This is a genomic window from Aliivibrio salmonicida LFI1238 (genome assembly GCF_000196495.1).
GTDB lineage: Bacteria > Pseudomonadota > Gammaproteobacteria > Enterobacterales > Vibrionaceae > Aliivibrio > Aliivibrio salmonicida.
This window is the reverse complement of sequence record NC_011313.1, coordinates 1,058,225-1,077,754: the sequence shown is the minus strand read 5'-3', so window position 1 is coordinate 1,077,754 and position 19,530 is coordinate 1,058,225. Positions and strand designations below refer to the sequence as shown.

Below are 19,530 nucleotides of genomic sequence, written 5' to 3'. Positions count from 1 at the left end.
TCAAATATAAAAAATCAGTGACTGAATGCTTTTTATTTGAATTACTTCCATAAAAAAACAAAATTACCGATTATTTTTTTAAATATGTGATCTCACATATAGACTTTCATAACACTTACTTAGATAGGATAAATACGAATAAAATAGCCATGTACTTCCACCTATTAATAATGGTGAAAAAATATCATTATCTTCAATTAAACAGGGTGTTTAGTTATTTCACCTATTTATTTATTCAAAATGCCTTCTTGTTTATTTTATAATTTAACATCGTAGTTAAATAAAAATCATCTCAATATTGAATAGCTAATTGATGGGAACTGGTTCTACCACGTTAACGTTTACATACTGAAATTAAAAATACCGTGGTTCTTTATGTTCGTATTTACATCAATTCACCTTTTAGAGTCATGCATAAGATCTCTTTAGTTACTAAAACGAATAAAACAAAACATTCACAAGAAAGATAAATACCGATAACGAATAGGCTTTCACCCAATGTGTTAATGAAAAAATCAAAGTCATCGCACTATTCAAGTAAAACAAGGAAAAGATGTGGATATCCACAACGGAAATTTGATTTTTTGTGTGTAAAATGAACACTTCTACTAGGAAGCGACGAAGAACATAACTATGGATAATTTAATCACTCAACTGCTATTTTCAGCATCAATTACAGGCCCTATATGCTTAATGCTGTTTCTTGGTGTTGTACTGAAACGCATTCACTTAATTAACGACAACTTTATTGAAGTCGCTTCTAAGCTCGTATTTCAAGTCACCTTACCCGCGATGCTCTTTTTAAGCATCGTAAATTCTGATCATGATTTCTCATCCAGTAGCCGTTTAATTATTTATGGTCTTATTGCAAACGTTGCTTTCTTCTTATTCACCACCTTTTCAACTAAGCTCGTTTTTAAGGATAAGCAAGATCACGGCGTTATTATTCAAGGCGGGTTTCGTGCAAACACAGCCATCATTGCACTGGCTTATGTTGCTAACGCTTATGGTGATTCTGGCGTTGCTTTAGCCGCTATTTATGTCGCATCAACTACTGTGCTCTATAATATTCAGGCCGTTATTGCCTTAACACCAAAAGAAGAGCATAACGAAAAACAAGCGTTTGGGGTGATAATTAAAACACTCACTAAAAATCCGTTAATTATTGCGATTCTATTGGGCGTTGTGTGTTCATTTCTCTCAATTCCAATCCCTGAGATGGTCACTCAAGCAGGGCAATACTTCGCAAACATGACACTGCCTTTGGCATTATTGTGTGCGGGGGGGTCGCTAAACTTAAGCTCAATGAAAAAAGACAATGGCCCTACGTGGTTTGCTACTAGCTATAAACTTATATTAAGTCCCTTTCTAATTACCGCAGGTGGCATCATGTTTGGCTTTAGAGGATTGGATTTAGGTTTGCTATTCTTTATGAGTGCCGCGCCAACCGCAGCGGCCAGTTATGTAATGGCAAGAGCCATGGGAGGGAATGCAACATTAGCGGCGAATATCATTGCCCAAACAACCGTTGCTTCATTAGTCACTTGTACGGTAGGAATATTTATTTTGTCTTCATTTAGTTTGATTTAAAATCAATACGTTATATTTTTAACATCATCTTCTATGAGAAACGGACTGGAAAACTAAAAAGCCATATCCTATAAGTATTAAGGTAACTTTGCTGAAGTACCAACATTCCCCAGAGAACTCATCCTCCTGTTCTCTGGGATTTTTTTATTCATCAATTACAGTACGTAGCGCACACCAAACGTAAAGGCAATATCAGTAGAGTTATCCATATTCACCGCATTCTCTATCACTGAAAACTCAAACGCTGCCGCCTCTAATAAATATCGATAACCTAATACGTATTCATGTGATGCTTCGGCATAATCTCCCCCCTCATCAAGCGCACCCTCATAAATATGATATGACGTTACAAGATGGTGAGAGGGAGTAATTGCATACCCATAACCAATAGCAAACGCAGCCGTATTCTTTTTATAAGGAATAGAAGTGCTTAATCCCGCGTCTCTGAACGTCACACCGACAGTCGAAAACAAGGCGTGTTTGTCATAACTAAAACTGTAATTTGCTTGCAGACCTTGCTCAAAGCTATCACGCTTAAATGAACCGCTGTTGACATGGTTTAAATACAAACTTGCCCCTAGGCTAATTGCATTGTATTGATTTGAAAACACTTCGTACTCAAGATAACTATGTAAAGCACTCGATAGCGTTTCGCCTTCAAAATCTTCAATTTCAACACCGTACTTAGGAATAGAAATATTGAAACTATTATTATCTACTTCATCTCGTCCGTTCTGACCAATACCAAAAAAGTCATGAAAGCCATGAACAAACGAATCTAATCCATTATTACCGGCATAACTGTATTGATATTTAAGTTCTGCTTTAAGCTTTGATGTCACTTGCCATTGAGCCCCCGTAATGACCTGATTCTGATAATAATCCATATTGAAGCTTTCAGAATGTGCCCACACACTGGCGATCGTTCCCGTCGCAAACAATTCGACGCTGTCTTCTTTTAATGCAAAAGCGGAACGAAGTTCAGTAGTGAGCGTATTTAAATGAAGAGGAGCTTGAGCATAAATCTTCATTGGCGTAACCGCAGTATCTGCCGTCGCCAAAGAAGGATATAACCCAATAACAAAGGTCGATAAGAAAAGAGACGTTATTGGCTTCATAGTAATCACAATAATTTACGCATAATTAATAGCTACTCATGCAATGATGACAAAAAGTAGGAATGAGATTCATATTTACAAACACTATTATCATTATGTTATCTCCTCATTCCAAATTGATCATAATTTGATGAGAACTAGATCAACTAAAATGTAGATGAGCGTTCATTTAAAAAACAGTTTATAAAACAGACACCTCTTTAATATTAATAGAGTGTATACATTGCGCAAGTTCATTCACTTAAGTAATGACTATGTCGCAACTTGAGCTAATAACCAACGCTTAAATACCGCAACCTTTTCATTAGACACTGTACTCGGTTTCCAAACGATGTAATAAGCTAATTCAATATTACATTGCAACTCAGGAAAAGGCTGAACTAAACGCCCCCCGTCCAGATCCTCTTGTACCAACACACTTCGACCTAATGCCACGCCTTGTCCACTTATCGCTGCCTGAATAACAGAGGCGGAATTGTTTATCTTCAATCCTTTATCTGTATTTACATTGTAAATTTCATTCTGTTCAAACCAACCACTCCACGAAGGAAAGCCACTCTCTTTAGGTAAAGAAAGATCATGCAGTAATGGAAAATCAACCAATGATTCCACGCTATTCAATCCTTTCTTTAACAACTCAGGAGAACAGACCGGAAAAACAGACTCGGTCATTAACAAGATATTATCTAACCCTTCCCACTCCCCTTTACCATAACGAACACCAATATCAATGCTCTCGGCAAGGTAATCAACGGTTCTAATATTGGTATCTAATCTCAGATCCCATTCAGGATGCAATGTTTGGAAGTCATCAATGCGCATTAATAACCATTTCGCGGCAAACGCAGGGCTGACTGCCACGGTTAAAATAGTATTCACTTCAGCTGGCTTTAATAAAGCTAATCCTTGAGATAAATGCTCAAAACCACGAGTAATTTCAGGTAAGCCCTGCAAGGCTTCTTTGGTTAATGCTAACCGTGATACCCCAGAGGAGCGCCTCTCAAACAAAGAGATCCCTAGCCATTCTTCTAACAATTTCACTTGTTGGCCAATGGCAGCAGGCGTGACATTCAATTCTTTTGCCGCTAAAGAAAAGCTCAAGTGACGAGCAGAGGCTTCAAACGCTTTCAAGCAATTTAAATGATTTAATTTCATTCTCACTCCTTATTCCAACATTAACCATTAAAGAAAAACTTTAGTGTAAGTATAGAAGTTCTGGTTTGTTACACCTAAAGAAAAATAACACAATAGATGCAATTACTCGCCATTCACGCAGGTTTACCATGAAACTACACACTGACTTATCGCTACAAGCGAACGCTTTTTTCACGGCATCAACGTGGGTCCCATCCCCTATTAAAGAGGTAACACGTAAGATGTTAGAGCGTGATGGTGGTGAGATTGCAACAGCCACCTCTCTAGTAAATTATGAATCTGACAGTTATTTTTCTTCTCATGTTCATACTGGCGGCGAAGAGTTTTTAGTATTAGAAGGCATTTTTGCAGACGAGCATGGTGACTACCCTGTTGGTACTTACATGCGCAACCCAGTAGGAACATCACACGCTCCGGTTGTGAAAGATGGCTGCATGATTTTAGTCAAGCTAGGGCAATACCAAGACGGTGACAACACGCCCGTTCATATTGATACCCAAACTCAGCCCGTTAGCAACGACTCGACACGTCATGGGGTTCAATTTCAACTATTGCACACCTTTAAACATGAGGTAGTTCGCCTTGAGCAATGGCAAGCCAATCAGACCATTGAACTTGAAAACCAAGGTGGAATAGAAATACTGGTCATTGATGGATCATTTATCCATGAGCACACCAACTATGAAAAATTTGATTGGCTTCGCTTGCCTATTGGCGATTCATTGCAAGCAACCATCGGGCAGCACAACTGTACCGTCTGGATAAAAACAGGCCACCACATACACCAAATTCAAGCATAAGCGAGACAAAAAATGAAAACAGAGTATTTGATTGTTGGTGCCGGTTTAAGTGGACTATACATGGCACATCAACTTGAAAAAATGGGAAAAGAGTATCGAGTCATTGAAGCGAGAGATCGCATTGGGGGCCGAATTTTATCGTCACCAATTTTATCTTCATCAACGAAATTATCTCCATTAGATAGCGTAGACATGGGCCCATCTTGGTTTTGGCCACAAATGCACCCACGTATTACGCAACTTATCGATGACTTAATGTTGCCTATTTTCCCACAGTACTCTCAAGGCGCTTATTTACTCGATAACCAACAAAACAGCGCACCAACACGTTATGACTCTGGATTTGAGCAATCTCCCACATCCATGAGAATTGCAGGCGGTATGCAAAGCCTTGTTGATGCACTATTGGCCACTTTACCTTCTCATCGAGTGCAACTAAATAGCACGGTGACTCATGTGAGATCTCAAGAAAACAATCACTCTTCTGTTATTTTGATGCACAACAGTCAACCAGAGACGATTGAAACGGCTCATGTGATTTTTGCCATGCCGTTACGCCTCTTAGCTGACCGTGTTGCTTTCACACCAAGCTTGCCGACAGAAACAACGCAACATTTTAGCTCTACAGCAACATGGATGGCGGCACACGCAAAGTTTTTTGCTATTTATGACACGCCTTTCTGGAGAGAAGAGGGATTATCAGGCTCTGCCAGCAGCCGCATAGGGCCATTAGTCGAAATCCATGATGCCAGTACGTTTGATGGCGTTGGCGCTTTATTTGGCTTTGTCGGTGTCGATGCAGCAACTCGTAAGAAAGCAGGAAAGGCAGTAATAAAACAAGCTGCAGTAGAACAATTGACTCGAATTTTTGGTGAGAAAGCCAGTCACCCGATTGATGTAAAGCTAATTGATTGGAGCCAAGAAATTCATACTGCCACCCTTGACGATCAGCAAGCACCGACAGCTCATCCTCGTTATGGCTTATCTTCATCAACTAAGGCCTTAAGCAACTTACATTGGTACTTTGCAGGAACAGAGGCAGCGCAAGATAATGGGGGCTATTTAGAAGGCGCATTAGAATCTGCTGACGCCGTAATTTCTGTCTTCAATCTACACTAAAAACAAAAAAGCCAAGTCATTAATAACTTGGCCTTTTATTTTTTAAAGTCATTATTTTAGATAATCTCGGCCATCAATTACCTGTCCATGAAGAGAACTTATAGACATTAAATCGACATAAAGAGGCATTAATTCTTCTGGCGTAGGTAAACTCATAGGATCTTCATTAGGAAACGCTTTTACTCTCATTTCAGTACGAAGCTTACCGGGGTCTATACAATTAACAAATAACTCATTTTTATTTTCTATTGCAACTAATTGACTATAACTTTCTAACGCAAACTTAGTGATACAGTAATCGCTCCAACCTGGCCACGCTTCATGCCCAACAATTGATGACGTATAAAGTAATCGCCCTTTACTAAGACGTATTAATGGTAATAATACGTTTGTTAATAAAACATTAGCTCTAAGATTTACTCGATATGAAGCATCAAGATCCGAAATAGGCATAGAGGTCACGTTACGTAACCCATGGAACAATGCAGCATTAAAAATCACACCATCAATATGGGTATGATTTAATTTTATGCTCCGACCTAATGCTTCATAATCTTGAGGTTCCGCGTCTAATAAATCGAGTATCACTAATGTAGGTTCTTTATAACCAAGAGTTAAAAATGTAGACTTTAGCTCTAATAATTGTTCCATTTTTCTCGCATGTAAAATCAACTCAGCGCCTTGCTCTCCCAGAGCCAACGCAATTGTTTTACCAAGGCCTCTACTTGCACCTGTAATTAAGATAGTTTTATTGGACAGTTTATTTTTCATAAGAAACCTCTATATATGATAAAACTAACACGCTGTAAGACGTCACCAATATAACGACTAAAATTACAGTACAGAAGAACCAAAAATGCATAGAGATAATGCATTTTTGCACAAGATAAGGAAACATTATGAATTGGGATGATATTCGATTTTTTCTTGCCGTTTATCGCTGTAATACATTAGGGAAAGCAAGTGAGGAGTTAAATGTTGACCAAACGACAATTGGACGACGAATTAAAGCCTTCGAAAAAGTGATCAATCAAAATCTTTTTGTTAAGTCACCGCTGGGCTATACACTAACAAAAGAAGGGGATAAACTCTTAAACGATGCGTTAGCGATGGAGAGCGCGGCACACTCTATTGAACGAAGAATGCATACCAGTGATCCTGAAGGAATCGTTCGATTAACAACAACTGACGGTCTTGCCTTAGATTTCATAAATAAAGCAGTTGCTGCGATCCAACAATCATATCCAAAAATTTGCATCGAACTCAGTATTTCAACCTCTACTCTTGATGTAAATTTAAATGAGACAGATATCGCAATACGAACAATCAGGCCCAATAGTCCAAACGTAAAAACAAAACGTTTAGCTCAATGGAATGTTGGTTTATTTGCAAGTAAACATTATATTTCGACTCATGGTTACCCTAACGATAATGACAATTTTAAGAACCATAATGTTGTCATTTATCAACCCGGAGTTACTCATAAGCAAAATGAAACACTAGTCGGAAAATGTAGGAATAATGCACATATTACTGCTCAAGTTAATTCCAGTGCTATCTTAAAAGACCTTATTGAACAAGGAGCAGGGATTGGCGAATTACCCATTTATTACCAAAAAGAAAGCAGTAACCTCGTTAGATTATTTCCACAAAATAGCCGTAATGACGATTTATTTGTATGGCTCGTCGTTCACCCTGATTTAACCTCTGTACCACGGGTTAGAGCTGTTATTGATACTATTGAACGTATTTTTTCACTTGCTGAACATCAGGCAACACTATTTTAACAACATTAATTCTCAATAATTAAATATGGAAAAATAAAAAGGCCAAGTTATCGAGTAACTTGGCCTCCTCTTAATCTATCGCTTTACGACAAACATAAATTAACAGCTGTGTTCCATTAAGAATTGAACATCATCTTCTGCACTGTAATACACAGGATCTTTACCATACGAGAATAACTTCAACGATTTCTCATTGGCAGTATGGTAGCTTAACTTACCGTCAAGAATATGCAGCCATGTGCCTTCAGGGATCCCAACAACCGGTTCGTGTTTATTGATTTCTAAAAATTCTTGAATACGTTCATCACGCGTTTCACCAAAGTGCCCTTCAACAGACGCTTCTAAATAGTGCGGATTAATTTGAAATGGCACTAAGTTTAGCGAAGGAAGAATCGCCCCTGTGATAATTGGCATATCATTCGTCGTGCGGATGGTAGGACAACCAATGTTTGTGCCCGCACTCCAACCAATGTAAGGAATACCCTTATCCAATACCGCTTTTCTGATTGGACCGACAAGTCCTAAGTCATGCAATGTTTTGTTTAATACCCATGTATTACCGCCACTGACCAAAATACCATCGGCTTCTTGAATCGTTTTTACAGGGTCTTCTGAACGGTGCAGACCCGTTACTTTACAATCTAGGCCTAAGTGATCAAACGTTTGTTGAACCAAAGCAACACGGTCATCGTGGCTAGAACGAATCACCGCGTAAGGGATAAGTACTAAATTTTTTGCTTTAGTACGTTGAATTTGTTCAACAATTGCTTCACTCGCAAATTCCATTACGTAGTTGTTACCAGAAATCTTGCCGTTACTTAATAATAAAATATCCATTGGAACTGCCTTATGTCTATTTAACATCACTGTTTACTTCTATCCAATTCAAGTAAAGTAAGTGATAGGATTACGAAAAGATGATACCAATCTTGATCAGTCGCTGTTCAGATGATTTTGCATGAAAAATTGAACAGAACAAAGTATAAATTGTGGTTAAATTGCCAGGCTAATGGCACAATTCATAACACAGCTATGATCGACTTTAACAAGTAGAATGATCAGATACTTATGTTGATTGGTGTAAAACCATATCAGAAATAATGAGGTTAAAACTTGTGTTAGATCGTATCTGTAGTCTATAAATTAAGTCTAAATTAAAAGAAATATTCACTTGATCACAAACAAGACAGAAAATAACTTATCACCAAAACTTGTGACAAAGCAGAATATAGGCATAATGCCCTCTAAATTTACACAATAGTTCAAAAACACGTCACACTTTGCGACGTTACCTACGCTCATAATTGAAGGTGCAATGAAAATACCAAACAGATTACTGCCATTAGTTGAAGATGGTTTAATAGATGAAGTTCAAACCCAATTAATGAGTGGCAAAGAAGCGGATGTCTACATAGTTCGCAGTGGCGACGATATTAAATGTGCCAAAGTTTATAAAGAAATTGAGCAACGTAGCTTTAAACAAGCGGTTGCGTATCGTGAAGGCCGAAAAGTAAAAAACAGTCGTCGAGCGCGTGCGATGGAAAAAGGCTCTAAATTCGGTCGTGACGAACAAGAAAAAGTATGGCAAAACGCTGAGATTGATGCACTGTACAAACTATCAGCCGCTGGGGTTCGTGTACCACAGCCTTATGGTTGTTTTGATGGTGTATTATTAATGGAGCTCGTTACCGATGATGAAGGCTCTGTAGCCCCTCGTCTGAACGACATTTCATTATCTAAAGAACAAGCATTACGTGATCACGATTTAATGATCCAATACGTCACTCGCATGTTATGCGTCGGCATCATACACGGTGATTTATCTGAATTTAACGTGTTAGTTGATCACCTTGGCCCTGTCATTATCGATTTACCTCAAGCCGTTGATGCATCAGCAAACAACAACGCTAAATGGATGTTAGAGCGTGATGTCAACAACATGACTACGTACTATGGCCAATATGCGCCTGAGCTGCTTGGTACTGAATATGCTAAAGAGATGTGGGCTTTGTATGAAGTTGGCGAATTAATGCCAAACACAGTGCTAACAGGCGTATTTGTGGACAATGGCGAAGATGCCGATGTTGATGGATTGATGGCAGAGATTAATGCGGTCATGGAAGAAGCGCGTTTACGCAAAGAGCGTCAGCTAGAAGATCAAGAATTCGATTAAACAACACACTGTAGTCTCTAAATATTTAGTGTCTCATCGGCAGATAACGGATTATCTGCCTTACGTTTCAACCTATCACTCCCTCCTTTCGATCGTAAGCGTGCAGGGAACTACACCTTGTCTTTTACATTCCAAGGTAAAAGTGAATCGATATCTGGCGATCCAACACATAAACGATCTAGACAATACCTAATATAATCGTAAGGGATTAATCCGTTTGCCTTTGCTGTTTCTACAATGCTGTAAAGCATTGCACTTGAATCTGCACCAGCCGTTGAACCCGAAAATAACCAGTTTTTCCGGCCGATAACAAACGGTTTAACCGCTCGCTCTGCTCGATTGTTATCAATAGATAACAATCCATCATCAATATAACGAACTAATTTATCCCATTGATTTAATGTATAGCTAATCGCCTCACCTAATTTTGTTTTAGGTGATACTCGACTAACTGCGCTATCAAGCCAATCACGGAGCTCTTTAAGTAAATCGCGGGCTTCTGTCTGCCTAGCAACATACTTGGCTTGTAAGCGTGCGGGGAACTACACCTAACAAATAAAATTCATTATGCGTATCTTACGATCTTTCATTTAACGAGAACGTAATTATGCAAAAAGATAAAAAGAGAACACCAGAGCAATGGCACGCTCTATTTGAATCTCAGCAATCTAGCAAGCTTAGTGCCGCTGAATTTTGTCGTAACCATAATATTCTGCCAAAGACATTTAGTGCACGTAAAGCACGATGGAAACAAAAGATTAACGCTTCTACTTTCTTGAAAGTAGAAGCGTTAACATCAACTATCATCGCCACTCCACAATTACCAGATATTCAACTTTCTATCGGAAAATTGCGATTAACATTGCCAGCTAATACTGAACCTCACTGGATAGGACTCTTATTAAAAGGGTATCAATCATGAATGTATTTACTGATGTTTCCACCATTTATCTTCATCGTGATTTTGTCGATTTTCGCAAGGCCATTAATGGCCTTGTCGTGATTGTTGAGCAAGAAATGCAACTATCACCGTTTAGTGATGCTCTATTTATATTTTGCAATAAGCCTCGTGATAAACTCAAAATATTGTATTGGGATAAAACAGGATTCGCTTTATGGTACAAGCGATTAGATGAAGACCGCTTCAAATGGCCACGAAATATAAATAACGATACGTTAGCATTATCAGAGCAGCAACTGACACTGCTATTACAAGGTTTTGATATCTTAGGACATCAACCGGTACATTATCAAACAACCCTTTAAATAGTTGATTCTCAGTCAAGAATAGGAGGCAACCGATTGATTACCTGTATTATCGTTATATAGTCATCTACATGACTGATAAAATAAAACCACTTCCTGATACCATTGACGAGCTGAAAGCACTTGTGCTTCAGCTTGAAAATAAATATAACCGTCTTCTAGAGCAATTTCGGCTGGCTCAACATCAGCGCTTTGGTAAAAGCAGTGAATCTGACTCGACTCAATTTGATTTATTCAATGAAACAGAAGAAGAAATCATCATTGAAAATGATGACACACAAACGATTACCTACACTCGTCAAAAGCCAAAACGCCAACGCTTACCTGAAGACTTACCGCGTACTGTTATTATCCACGACATAAAAGATAAAACTTGTAAGTGTTGCGGTCTAGAGATGCATGCGATGGGTAAAGACATCAGTGAAAAGTTGGAATTTGTACCAGCTAAAGTGGAAGTTATTCAACATGTTCGTCCTAAATATGCTTGCCGAAATTGTGAAAAAAACAATACTTCAGTAGACATTAAACAAGCCCCAATGCCAGCGTCACCAATCCCTAAAGGGATTGCGACCGCAAGTTTACTTGCTCAAATTATTACGGCTAAATTTCAATACAGTCTTCCACTTTATCGTCAAGAAACGTTATTTCAGCAATGGGGTATCATTATTGGACGGCGAACGATGGCGGATTGGTTAATAAAATGCTCGGTACTATTTACCCCTCTTAATAACGAGTTACATCGTATTTTGCTTGAACAACCCACTCTGCATTGTGATGAAACAACGGTAAATGTGTTGGATGTTGAAAAAGCAAAATGTTATATGTGGGTCTACTGCTCTGGCTATGATTCTCCAGGCTCTGGTGTTTTGCCTGGAATTGTACTTTATGATTATCAATCTAGCAGGCATGGCTACCATCCAGTTAACTTTTTAAAAGGTTATAACGGGTATTTACATACCGATGGTTACCAAGGTTATGAACAAACTGAAGCGATTTTAGTTGGCTGTTGGGCACACGCACGTCGACGATTTATTGAGGCTCAACGTGTTCAAGTAAAAGGGAAAACAGGGAGTGCAGATTGGGTATTGAGTAAAATCCAAAAGCTATACCGGATCGAATCGTTATTAAAAGAGGCTTCCCCTGAAGCCAAGTATGTTGCTAGGCAGACAGAAGCCCGCGATTTACTTAAAGAGCTCCGTGATTGGCTTGATAGCGCAGTTAGTCGAGTATCACCTAAAACAAAATTAGGTGAGGCGATTAGCTATACATTAAATCAATGGGATAAATTAGTTCGTTATATTGATGATGGATTGTTATCTATTGATAACAATCGAGCAGAGCGAGCGGTTAAACCGTTTGTTATCGGCCGGAAAAACTGGTTATTTTCGGGTTCAACGGCTGGTGCAGATTCAAGTGCAATGCTTTACAGCATTGTAGAAACAGCAAAGGCAAACGGATTAATCCCTTACGATTATATTAGGTATTGTCTAGATCGTTTATGTGTTGGATCGCCAGATATCGATTCACTTTTACCTTGGAATGTAAAAGACAAGGTGTAGTTCCCCGCACGCTTACCCAGGAATGCCCATTAGAGGACGAAGAAGAGGAGTAAGCAGTTTACGAGCCGCATCAAGTGCGCCGTAATGCTCAAGAACGTTAATCATACCCAATGCAAACATAACGGTAGGAATAAGAGTTAATGCAAAAATGAAACCGTCACGAGCACCACTACCGCCTTTACCGCGTAATGATGTTGTTGCTGCTTGTACGCCATCTGCCGTTTCAGAAACGGAATAAGCCACTTGTCCAAAAGAACCATTCAACGTCGTGAAGTCTAATACTCCATACCATTCGTTAGATGTCATTAAACCAGAAAAGAACATTACTGCGAAGGCAAGTGCTAAGTAGCTGCCTATAGTGACCTTACGAGCTTGCTCAGTCGGTTGCGTCATAAATACCTCAATTATAATTTTTAGATAAGATGTAAAAAGTGAATAACTAAACTAGTAACCATTTAGAGGTATTTTGAGCGATTTATTTTTAGAGTACTTGATACGTATCAATAAGCATTTCTAAAAACAATTTAGTTAATAACTAGATTATTATTTTGTGATCCATCTGAAAATGTAGATTTTTATGTTGATTCGTTAGTTTATTGTGTTTTTGATTAGTAAATGTACAAGGTCGATTCATTAATAATGCGTTTATTGAAAGGAGGATAATCCCTTAGCAAGGGATCGTGGTAAATAGTGAGGGGGTAATTAAACGCCCCTAGTCCAAATCAGGGGCGTTTAAGGTATTTTAAGTAATGAGAGAATTACTCAGTGTTACATATCGTTTGGTTGGTGGTTATCACCTTATTTGGTTAATGATTTACGGGTAATGACAACTCATTGTTTAATGTGTTTTCAAGCATTTCATCTTCGTACCATAACAAGTCACTGCGATTGACGTAACGGTCAGCGAATGACATCCCTGAACTTAATTCATATTTCAGCGTGTTTTTGAGGCGCTCAAAAGCTTGTTCTGCGGCTTCTGTTGAGGCGGTTGAATGCGGGTTTATTCGCACTTCTGCAGTGCGATAAGCGGCGTTTTCAACGACTTCTCTATAGCTTGAATTAACACTGTTAAATGGCCCAACAGCAAACATGATGTCTTCTGGTGGAATGTTCAGTGTCGCTATTTCATTCAATGATTCGTCTCGTAATAGCGTATCTACCGTTTTTCCGCCGTGATTAAGTTCAATCGCATAAACATACCCACGCTGACTATCTAAAGCATAATTGACTGCAACAGATTGTTCTGTACTGGTTGAAATAACACCACGGATACCACGAGTATGATGAGCGATCTCAACGTACTCAACGGGTTCTATTCTACGATTGAAACCTGAATGGAATATTTCATCAGGTAGTCGTGTATCACCACGGAACACGCGCGATCCATTTAATTCAGATTGATATCCTCTGTAAAAAGGGAGGTTCTGAATTTCTTTTTGCGCTTCAGTGCTTAAGCGGTGTAATGCTTTTGTATCAGATAGATAACCATAAGGGTTGACTTGCTGCTCTAATTCGTAAGCTTCAAGATCTCGTCCCCCTGTCATATCTGCATATCCAGAGCCTCCAATGCCTTGAGGCTCTGGTAGATCTTCTGGCAGTAAGATCTCCGATTGTTGGCTATGGTTTGGCGTATAATCTGAAGAGATCTCATTGGTTTCGATATCTCCACTGCCACCATTTCCTCCTCTTAAACCACCTCGTTCAAGCCATTGAGGTTCATTATTTTCTATATTAAACGCTCGAACTACACGACTATCGTTGATCAGTCTCCCACTTAATGGATCTATTTCTCTAAAATAGCCAAACCCATCGGCTCTTAATAAGGTACTTCTGCCACTCTCTGTTAACTGAACGCCGAGTAACTCTTCACCAGTTTGAGGATGAATCACAATTCGAGGCATTGATGTGAAATCATTCAAAGTGTGAGCAGAAACCCCCTCATTTAAAAGAACTCGGTTGGGCAGTAAGCTAATTTCTTTTTCAGCAGAAAGGGCGAGTGATTGACCATATGTTACCATCACGGGAAGTATGGTGGCGGTGCCAAGAACGGCAGCATTAACCGCACTCATGCGAGTTCCTGTCAGCCGTTCAGATAACGAATCGCCATTGACTGCTTTATCTAAACTAAGTCCAAATTGAGTGCTACTCAAAGAAAGAGTTAAGGGAATACCAAGTTCAGGAATTAATATGTCAACGACTGGGAAAAGGATGACCAAGCTGTTAGCAATAGACAAGATATAATCACGCTGAGACTCGGCATTCGATTTTATCATGGTGTCTCCATCACTGCTCATGCGTGCTTTTCGCAATTCAGTCATTCTGGCAAAGACATTGCCCGTCACAGGGTGGTGTTTCATCATAAAATAACGGTCATTCCAATTGCCGTTAACGAGTTGAGTTAACGCACTGTCTACACCAGAATATGTCGTTCCATCTTGACGTAAATAAAGGCTAAAGTGGTTGAGTAACGCTTTCTTATTCGCAGGATCTTGGAGTCGTTTATACATCGTTTTTTTCAATTGACGCTCTGTACGATAAGCAACAAAGGGTTGCTCACTCCCCGGAATATATAATACGCCTCCAGATTGTCCCGCTTGTTCGATTAACAACATGTCCGTCGCGTCATACCCATAAATATCGAATCGATAAACGTGAATATTTGCAGGACGAGCTGGTTTTAACAGAGTAAGAACGAGTTGGTAATTATCTTGTTCTAGTAAGCCAAGTTGATACTGTTGATGTGCTGAAAAAGCAAAGCTGTCACGCATCAGTTGAGTATAACGTTCGCTATTATTAGCCCAAAATCGAGTTAACTCAGCAGTGTAAGACGTTTGAATATCTAAATCTGAATAGGTGATATCCCATAATGCAGACGAGAGCAGACGTACTTCATTACGCTCATCAAACATGACGCCATCTGCGCCTTTGGTATATATTCCCGTATCTACGTTGATCGTATCGGGGAATGTGTCTCTAAACTTATTAAAGACATTTAACATGACAGCTTGAGTTACCGTGTAAGATTTAGAAGGAGCTTCATGGTGTGCCCACCCATTATAACTGCGTGAACTGCTCATCGCTCCTCTAAATTCATTATAGAAAATAGCGTCAGGGTCAATGTTTGAATAACCATGTTTTGTTAATGCGGCTTTGAGTTCTTTGGACGTAACAGCAAGGGGATCTGGGATTGTTTTCATCAACTCGGCGTAGTCGCGCACAAAATGAAGTCGCCACGCTGTATCGAAACGATGACTAGGGACTTGGTCTATGGGCTCTACATTTGCTTTCACTTGAAGGTAAGGAATTTGAATGTTGCTGAGTTAGCATTGGCCCGTCTAAAAAAGCCAATTTCACCATCGCTGTTTTTTTAAAAGGTATCGAAAATATAATTATCGGGGATTTTATAACTGTTTTAGCCCTATTTCATGAGTTTTAGATACACTTATCCTACAAACCTTATTATGCTGCCCTCAATTCTGACTGAACTATCGCATGGGTGACTAAATCATTGACCGAATTTCCGACTCGGAAATTCGTAAACACCAGACGACTTTCACATAAAATACATTCGTACGGATCTACTTTTACATATCCTTTTAACATTGCGGCATACCCTGGCATTTTCGGCTCAGCTTCTATTGTCATACCTAAAGCTGCATAAACTCTAGGCAGAGCTTCTCCACGACGACGCATTGATAAAAAACCGTAGTATCGGATCATCTTGAAATGTTTATCAGGATAGTGCTCTACTATCCGTCTTATCATCTCTTCTGGTGATAATGTTAGGCTGTCTGTTGTTCCTGTTCGATGGTCTAAATAATTAAACGTTATCATTCCGCCTTTGGCGTAATGACTTAAACGTGACGCTGAAATCGGGGGCCGTTTTAAATACCGACCAAGATAGTTCATCGTCGGTTTTACATTATTTGTCTTTTTAGCAAAATGAAGCTTCCAACGACGATTATATTGACTGCTTAAAAAGCGTGACCAATCCGTTTTATTACGGATATAGGGGCATTCTTCGCTTGATAAATCAAGCTCATCATAAGCCTTACCCAATAAACTGACGATAGCCGCTCTCCAACAAGGCTCTGTCGTTTTCATTTGGAAGTAAATGGGTTTCCATAAACCGGTACGTTCACAAATTCCCCCACGAGTGACCGATAAATGTAAGTGCGTATTCCAATTCAGTTTTCGACCGTAAGTATGAAGAGCACAAAAGATACCGACATCTATTCCTTTATCTTTTGCCCATCCCAGCAGAATGTTTGCAGCACATTTGAATAATTTATTTAACAAACGGTTATGACGAAAGATAGGCCATAGCGTGTTTGGAAGGGTAAAGGTGATGTGTTGATATTCGCATTCAGGGAAGACATGTTGTTGCTTTTGTATCCATCGCTCTGTGGCTTTCATGCCACAGCTACTGCACGCTCGAGATTTACAGGTTTGGTGAATATATTTGATATGGGTACAGTCAGGGTTGCAACAATGATATTCGCGAGAGCCAAAAGCCGCTGTCCCACAGGACAGCATCTTTGTGACATTTTCAATCACGACCGCTCTTAGGTTAGCTTTGTTATTATGAAGAAATTTAAGCCAGTTATTTTGACTATTAAATAATTGTTTCAGGGGTTTATATGCGTGCATGGCGATAGGATAAACGATTTATTGGCAACAATGGAAGAGGTTGAGTCCTTTTGATTTGCGCCGTAGGCGCCTATTGTTCAAAAGAAATATAAAAAGCAGCGAATATGACGATCAATAGTAATGTTTTAATTGCTTTTGATTTCATGAGTGATCCTAATTAAAGAATGAATGTGGTTTAGAAGTGGTAAAATCTCTATTCATTACAAGGGCTAGAAACAAGAAACGGGATTAAAATAACATTGGTAATATGTCGCTGGATCTTCTTCTGCAGAAACATTAAATGTAAAAATAGAAGCAAGAAAGAGGGTGGTGAGCATAATTTTAGTCATGATATGTACCTTTATATTATGAGGTTTTCTTATGATTTATTGTGTTATTACGGCTTATTTTGGGCAGAAAATTCCAATGAGATTACTTGTCGCAATCATTAATAATGCCGAAAGTTAAACTACTTTATTTTTGTCAGTTTTCTAATTAACGGTTTTCAAAGCGGTATTTAAGAACAATGATATGGTTATTTGGTAGCGTGAGCTTTACATCGAGAGCATCAGGTAATTGATCGCCATCGGTGTTTTGATAGCGGTATTGATATTGTGTGACGTTATCGCCGCTGGTTTCTTTAAGGTATTTAATCGGCAGGAAAGCAAGTCCAAAGAAGTCCATATCAACTTTCCATTCTTTTATTGGATCCACGTAGTGAACGCCATATATCAATGAACCATCATCAATGTAATCCAACTCGACCATTCTAATAATGTGGTCTTTTTTCTCATGGGTGGCTTTTTTGATCTCGCCGTTACTGTAGTATTCCAACTTCAGGGTATTTCTATCCAAAACGGTATGATTCAGTTTTTTAATTTCTTTTACTCTTTTTAAGCGTCCGTCAGAGTAATAGGAATAGCGGTAAACGAGTTTTGATTTATCTAAACGGTCATCTGGTTTTTGAACTCGTTTTATTAAATTACCATCATCGTTGTATTTATATTTAATGGTATAGGTTGTTTCTGGTGCTCCTTCTAAATTAGAAACATGCTCGTTAAACACTTTCTTGCGTTCAATGCTAACGACCTTTGCATTGTTGATCTCTTGATATTCGTATTCAGAGATAAAGTTTTGTTTTGTATGTTTAATATGAGAGTTAGGGTTATTGTGCTGCATCAGAGCCTTGGCTACTTTCACTGTTCCATCAGGGTTATATTCGTAGTCAAAAACACTGTCTAGATACTTACGTTGAGTGATTTTATTTTCTTCATTATAACGGTACTCTCCGACGGAACTTTCCTTATCTCCGGCGATCTTAATAAAGGTATGTAGGCGTAAATCGTTACTTATGACCGACTGTTGATCGACATAATCTTCAAAAATAGAATAGCGATCATAAGCATAAACTTGAGGTGCTATCACAAAAGCGATAGCAGCAACGGCGCATTTTAGATTCATGGTATTTACTCTTAGTAATAATGAAAAATGGCTAACAGGGCATCTGATAATGGCGATCCCCCGTTAGCGGATTTCTTTTTTTTTGATCAATGTAATATGGAAATGATGTTGTTGATGTGAACCATTGATGGTGCTTTTTATTAACTATTTTCGTTTTCTAAAATACAGAACGTTTTCGCTTCACCTAAAGAAGGGGCTAATGTTATTAGGCTTGGTCGAGCACCTGTGGCATCAACCAGTGGGAGTTGAGTGGTTAACTCATCGTCTTCATTCAGTGCGATAGAAAAAAGAGTTGTTGGATTGTAGAACGAGATTTGATCATGAAAATAAAAAGGCAAAGCGATAGTTTGATGTTTGCCGTTTAATTCAAAAGCAGATTGGATTTTAGGGTCGCTCGAATCAGCAAAGCCAAATGTTTCTCTAAGGAAGGTATAAAGTTGTGGGCGCTGAGATTCTTTTTTAAATTCTTCAGTAAAAGCGATGATATCAGCGACATTTGGTGGTCGAGAGCCTGGGTGTTTTTCGGTACAGATCTGATCTAAGTAATCCCAGTAAGGGTTGTCGGTTTTTATTTCTTTCCACTGTTCAGACGTAAATACGTGCTCATTAGCAAAAGTGAAAAATGAAGAAGTGATTAAAATTGTTGATAATATTAAGCGTTTCATAGATGTCCTTTTTCTTGTTATTCAGTATGTGGGTTTTATTGTTTGTATTTATGGGAATGATCCCAATTGGAATGTATCTCATTTATTGCTTTGTGGCTATAGGGTAATGTCTTAATTTAATGTGCGATATTCGCTACATTGATAATTTGTGTGATCACATATATTTGAGGTGACGTAATATCGTTAGAAGCCATTTTATTGGCTCTTG

General features: G+C 38.8%; 16 protein-coding genes and 2 pseudogenes. 8 read left to right on the top strand and 10 right to left on the bottom strand.

Annotated elements, in window-relative coordinates; genetic code table 11:
* Positions 1-633: 633 nt before the first annotated feature.
* Entirely contained in the window at positions 634-1,590 is a 957-nt protein-coding gene (locus VSAL_RS21140) for an AEC family transporter (RefSeq protein WP_012552229.1), read from the top strand.
* A gap of 155 nt (positions 1,591-1,745) precedes the next feature.
* Here the strand turns inward: VSAL_RS21140 and VSAL_RS21135 are convergent, their stop codons facing one another.
* On the bottom strand, positions 1,746-2,708 hold the full coding sequence (locus VSAL_RS21135; protein ID WP_012552228.1) for a DUF3187 family protein: 963 nt from the start codon (positions 2,706-2,708) through the stop codon (positions 1,746-1,748).
* A 252-nt stretch (positions 2,709-2,960) separates the two neighbouring features.
* Positions 2,961-3,863 carry a LysR substrate-binding domain-containing protein gene (locus VSAL_RS21130; RefSeq protein WP_012552227.1) on the bottom strand — a complete coding sequence of 301 codons (903 nt, stop codon included), beginning with the start codon at positions 3,861-3,863 and terminating at the stop codon, positions 2,961-2,963.
* A gap of 128 nt (positions 3,864-3,991) precedes the next feature.
* Here VSAL_RS21130 and VSAL_RS21125 point away from each other — a divergent pair, with 128 nt between their 5' ends.
* Both VSAL_RS21125 and VSAL_RS21120 read left to right on the top strand, forming a co-directional pair.
* A complete protein-coding gene (locus VSAL_RS21125; protein WP_012552226.1) occupies positions 3,992-4,663 on the top strand; it encodes a cupin domain-containing protein in 672 nt (223 codons plus the stop codon).
* Positions 4,664-4,675: 12 nt separating this feature from the next.
* Entirely contained in the window at positions 4,676-5,782 is a 1,107-nt protein-coding gene (locus VSAL_RS21120) for a flavin monoamine oxidase family protein (protein ID WP_012552225.1), read from the top strand.
* Positions 5,783-5,833: 51 nt separating this feature from the next.
* On the opposite strand, the gene VSAL_RS21115 is transcribed toward VSAL_RS21120, so the two are convergent.
* Positions 5,834-6,553, bottom strand: a complete 720-nt coding sequence (locus tag VSAL_RS21115) for an SDR family NAD(P)-dependent oxidoreductase (RefSeq protein WP_012552224.1) — start codon at positions 6,551-6,553, stop codon at positions 5,834-5,836.
* A gap of 128 nt (positions 6,554-6,681) precedes the next feature.
* On the opposite strand from VSAL_RS21115, the gene VSAL_RS21110 reads away from it, so the two are divergent.
* Complete coding sequence (locus VSAL_RS21110; RefSeq protein ID WP_012552223.1) at positions 6,682-7,569, top strand: LysR family transcriptional regulator; 888 nt, start codon at positions 6,682-6,684, stop codon at positions 7,567-7,569.
* A 99-nt stretch (positions 7,570-7,668) separates the two neighbouring features.
* Here VSAL_RS21110 and pepE read toward each other — a convergent pair whose 3' ends face one another.
* Positions 7,669-8,406 carry a dipeptidase PepE gene (gene pepE / locus VSAL_RS21105; protein WP_012552222.1) on the bottom strand — a complete coding sequence of 246 codons (738 nt, stop codon included), beginning with the start codon at positions 8,404-8,406 and terminating at the stop codon, positions 7,669-7,671.
* A 478-nt stretch (positions 8,407-8,884) separates the two neighbouring features.
* Between pepE and VSAL_RS21100 the strand changes: the two genes are divergently transcribed.
* Entirely contained in the window at positions 8,885-9,742 is an 858-nt protein-coding gene (locus VSAL_RS21100; protein WP_012552221.1) for a PA4780 family RIO1-like protein kinase, read from the top strand.
* 110 nt (positions 9,743-9,852) lie between these two features.
* Here VSAL_RS21100 and VSAL_RS23470 read toward each other — a convergent pair.
* Positions 9,853-10,269, bottom strand: a pseudogene (locus VSAL_RS23470) (IS66 family transposase); the annotation flags it as partial.
* Positions 10,270-10,349: 80 nt separating this feature from the next.
* Between VSAL_RS23470 and tnpA the strand changes: the two are divergent.
* The 3 genes from tnpA to VSAL_RS21080 all read left to right on the top strand — a co-directional run bounded on the left by tnpA (position 10,350) and on the right by VSAL_RS21080 (position 12,567).
* Complete coding sequence (tnpA, locus tag VSAL_RS21090; RefSeq protein ID WP_012548925.1) at positions 10,350-10,664, top strand: IS66 family insertion sequence element accessory protein TnpA; 315 nt, start codon at positions 10,350-10,352, stop codon at positions 10,662-10,664.
* On the top strand, positions 10,661-11,008 hold the full coding sequence (gene tnpB, locus VSAL_RS21085) for an IS66 family insertion sequence element accessory protein TnpB (protein ID WP_012548924.1): 348 nt from the start codon (positions 10,661-10,663) through the stop codon (positions 11,006-11,008). The genes tnpA and tnpB overlap by 4 nt, the downstream gene beginning before the upstream one ends.
* A gap of 71 nt (positions 11,009-11,079) precedes the next feature.
* A complete protein-coding gene (locus tag VSAL_RS21080) occupies positions 11,080-12,567 on the top strand; it encodes an IS66-like element ISVsa2 family transposase (protein ID WP_012549008.1) in 1,488 nt (495 codons plus the stop codon).
* Positions 12,568-12,582: 15 nt separating this feature from the next.
* On the opposite strand, the pseudogene VSAL_RS21075 reads toward VSAL_RS21080, so the two are convergent.
* The 5 genes and pseudogenes from VSAL_RS21075 to VSAL_RS21055 form a co-directional block, all read right to left on the bottom strand.
* Positions 12,583-12,960, bottom strand: a pseudogene (locus tag VSAL_RS21075) (nucleoside recognition domain-containing protein); the annotation flags it as partial.
* Positions 12,961-13,373: 413 nt separating this feature from the next.
* A complete protein-coding gene (locus tag VSAL_RS24030) occupies positions 13,374-15,764 on the bottom strand; it encodes a dermonecrotic toxin domain-containing protein (protein WP_231850946.1) in 2,391 nt (796 codons plus the stop codon).
* A gap of 262 nt (positions 15,765-16,026) precedes the next feature.
* A complete protein-coding gene (locus VSAL_RS21065) occupies positions 16,027-17,217 on the bottom strand; it encodes an IS91-like element ISVsa9 family transposase (RefSeq protein ID WP_012548943.1) in 1,191 nt (396 codons plus the stop codon).
* Positions 17,218-17,691: 474 nt separating this feature from the next.
* A complete protein-coding gene (locus VSAL_RS21060) occupies positions 17,692-18,657 on the bottom strand; it encodes a hypothetical protein (protein WP_012552220.1) in 966 nt (321 codons plus the stop codon).
* Between the two features lie 140 nt (positions 18,658-18,797).
* Positions 18,798-19,322: a hypothetical protein gene (locus VSAL_RS21055; RefSeq protein WP_012552219.1), complete on the bottom strand. Its 525-nt coding sequence runs from the start codon at positions 19,320-19,322 to the stop codon at positions 18,798-18,800.
* Positions 19,323-19,530 lie beyond the last annotated feature (208 nt).